At 67.5% G+C, this 3,275-nt stretch carries 2 protein-coding genes; both read left to right on the top strand.

Annotation, left to right across the window (positions count from 1 at the left end; genetic code table 11):
* A partial coding sequence (locus tag HXO69_RS08800; RefSeq protein ID WP_296546588.1) for an ATP-binding protein occupies window positions 1-1,560 on the top strand: 1,560 nt, incomplete at its 5' end.
* Window positions 1,561-1,607: 47 nt separating this feature from the next.
* A partial coding sequence (locus HXO69_RS08805; protein WP_296546590.1) for a GTPase occupies window positions 1,608-3,275 on the top strand: 1,668 nt, incomplete at its 3' end.

The following is a 3,275-nucleotide window of genomic DNA, read 5'->3' on the forward strand; positions in this document are numbered from 1 at the left end:
ACCACCCGCCACCCCGTGCTCCTGCACCGCGCAGAAGACGAGGCGGCGCTGTCACCCGAACGCTTCCTGCCCACCCTGCCGCGCACCCGCACCTCCGGCATGAACGCCGGATCGCAGGCACTACCCGGCCTCGACCCGAAGATTGCGCGCGCCCTCATTCCTATTACTACCTCGGCGCTGCCGCAGGGCATTGCGCTCATTGACGCGCCCGATATCGACTCCGTCTCCGAGGAAAACCGCACCCTCGCTAAGGAATTGCTCTCCGCTGCTGACCTGTGGCTCTTCGTCACCACCGCCAACCGCTACGCCGACGCCGTGCCCTGGGAGCTGCTCCACGAGGCCGCCGCACGCTCCATCGCAATTGCCGTGGTGCTCAACCGCGTGCCCGAAGGCGACGAAGAAGCCATCGAAAACGACCTGCGACGCATGCTCGACGAGGCGGGAATCCACGCTGTACTGATTCACACCGTCACCGAACAGCCGCGCGACGAAAGCGGCATGCTCGCCCCCGTCAGCCTCGCCCCGCTGACCCTGTGGATCCGCGAACTCGGCGCCGACGCGCCCGCCCGTGCCGCCATTGCCCGGCAGACCCTCGCCGGTGCCGTTGAAACCCTCGCGGGCAACCTGCAGGTGCTCGCCGCCGAACAGGCCCGCCAGCAGGCGGCGCACCAGTCGCTTGCCACCATCGCCGCCGAAGAATACGAGAACGCGCTGACCACCATCGACGGGGCACTCTCCGACGGCTCCCTGCTACGCGGCGAAGTGCTCTCGCGCTGGCACGACTTCGTGGGAACCGGCGACTTCTTCCGCTCCCTCGACAGCACCATCGGTCGCCTGCGTGACCGCGTCGGCTCCGCCCTGCGCGGCCAGCCCGCCGCCGCCCAGAAGGTAGAAGACGCCCTTGAAAGCGGCATTCACGCCGTGGTGCTGGATGCAGCCGCCCGCGCCTCCGAAAATACCCGCACCCGCTGGCGTGCCAGCCGCGCCGGACGCTCCCTGTTGGCGCGCCTGGATGCGCCGCAGGCTACCTCTGCTGTGCCCGAACAGAACGCAGAAGCTAAGGGCGAGGTGCAATCCGCCGAGGACATCTTCTCCGCAGCCGTAGCCGAGCAGATTCGCCTATGGCAGGGCTCCGTGCTCGAAATGATTCGCGAAGAAGGCGCCGACAAGCGCAAACGTGCCCGCTTCCTCTCCCTGGGCGTGAACGCCGCCGCCGTGATGCTCATGGTCGCCGCGTTCAGCCTCACCGGCGGCATTACCGGTATTGAGGCGGGTATTGCGGGCGGTAGCGGCGTGGTCGGCACCAAGCTGCTCGAGTCCATCTTTGGTGAAGACGCCGTGCGCCGCATGGCAACCCGCGCCCGCACCGACCTGCTCGACCGCATGGCTGGGCTGCTCACCGAGCACGCCCAGCCCTTCACCGCCGTGCTCGAAGAAACCGACCCGCAGGCTGACGCCGAGGACATTCACCGCGCCGCCGAACAGGTGCAGGCAATCGCCGCGGAAATGAGCGCGCAAAGCCACACCGCGGCCCGCGCTAACGGCACGGTTGCCCGCTAAACCACTCCGGACAGGCATCCCGCACCACAGACGAAGAAAAACGCACTATGACTACCCCCGAGAACAAACTCGAGAACGCCAGCGCAGAGCGCAACACCGAGCGAGGCGCCGCCCCCGGCGTGGCGACCTCGCCCTTCGCGCGCTCCGTCGCCTCCCTCAAGGAAGCCATTAGCTACGGCGAAGGACGAGTCCCTGAGACCGTGCTGCTCGACGCCGCCGAAACCCTCGAACGCCTCAGCCAGCGCCGCGAACTTTCCACCGAACACACGGTCATCGGCTTCTTTGGCGCGACCGGCAGCGGCAAATCCACCCTCTTCAACGCCATCGCCGGGCAGAACATCGCCCTCTCCGCGCCCACGCGCCCGACCACTTCCACCGTGCAGGCGGCAATCTGGGAGGCAGAAGGCAGCGAAGAACTGCTCGACTGGCTCGGCATCGACAAGCGCGTTTACCCGCAAACTCAGGCGCTCGCCGCCGGAGGAGAAGCAACCAAGGATAATGGGGCTGGCGGGGGAGTAGCCGCACCCAACGCGGTAACCGAACCCGCTCCCGGACTCTTCAACCGCATCCGCCGCGCAGTAGGCGGACGCGGCGAAATGCGCACCCGAACCGGCGGCCTGATCCTGCTGGACATGCCCGACTTCGACTCGGTTACCACCACCAACCGCGACCTCGCCGCCCGCATGATGCGCTACGTAGACGTGCTCGTCTGGGTCGTCGACCCCCAAAAGTACGCCGACGCCGTCATCCACCGCGACTTCATGGTGCCGCTTGCCGCATCCGGTGCGCAGGCGCTCTGCGTGCTCAACCAGGCGGACAAGCTCGCACCCGCCGAGGTACCCGCCGTGCTCGCATCCCTCACCCGCCTGCTGCAGGCTGAGGGCACCGACGCGCACCTGCTCGCCGCGCCCATCGCCGTCTCCGCCCGAACCGGTGAGGGCGTGGATGTGCTCCGTGACCTGCTCGCGCAGGTCGCCGCCGCCAAGAGCCTGTCCTTGCAACGAACCGACGCTCAGCTGCATGCCACCGCCTCCCAGCTGCGCACCTACGCCGGAGGAGAGGGCACAGTGCTCGCCGGAGCCTACGCCCTCGAAGCGGAACAAAAGCTCGTGCAGGCATGCTACACCTCCAGCCATGCCGAGCAGGTTCTGCAGGCGGCAACCGCCTCCTACCGCCGTGCCGCGGGACAGCGCACCGGCTGGATCCTCACCCGCTGGATGAGCCGCCTGAAGGCCGACCCCCTGCGCCGCCTGCACCTGGGACAGCAGGACGAAACGAAGAGCACCTCTAAAGCTGAGAAGTCCGCGAGCATGCTCGGCTCCGAGAGCGAGAACGCACCCGAGCTGGTGGCCTCCTCGCTGCCCCCGCTGAGCGCGGCGCAGAAGGCGGGCATGGCAAACGCCGTGCGCCAGTACAGCAAGCAGATGGCGAACCGTATCGACGAGCCGTGGAAGCGCAGCATGAAGGAAGCCGCGCTCTCCCGCGAGGCGGAGCTACCCGAGCTGCTCGAACGCGACATGATACGCATCGACTACGGTCTGGGTCGCACCCGCGCCCCCTGGGTCATCTTCAACGCCCTGCAGTGGATTGCGCTCCTCAGCGCCCTGGCGGGTGTCGCCTGGCTGACCCTGATTTCCGGCATGGCGTACCTGCAGATTCAGCTACCGCCCGGCAGCTCTCAAGAGCGCACAAAAGAATCCCTCCCCCCCTCAATC

Source organism: Rothia sp. (in: high G+C Gram-positive bacteria), from assembly GCF_015265375.1.
Lineage (GTDB): Bacteria > Actinomycetota > Actinomycetes > Actinomycetales > Micrococcaceae > Rothia.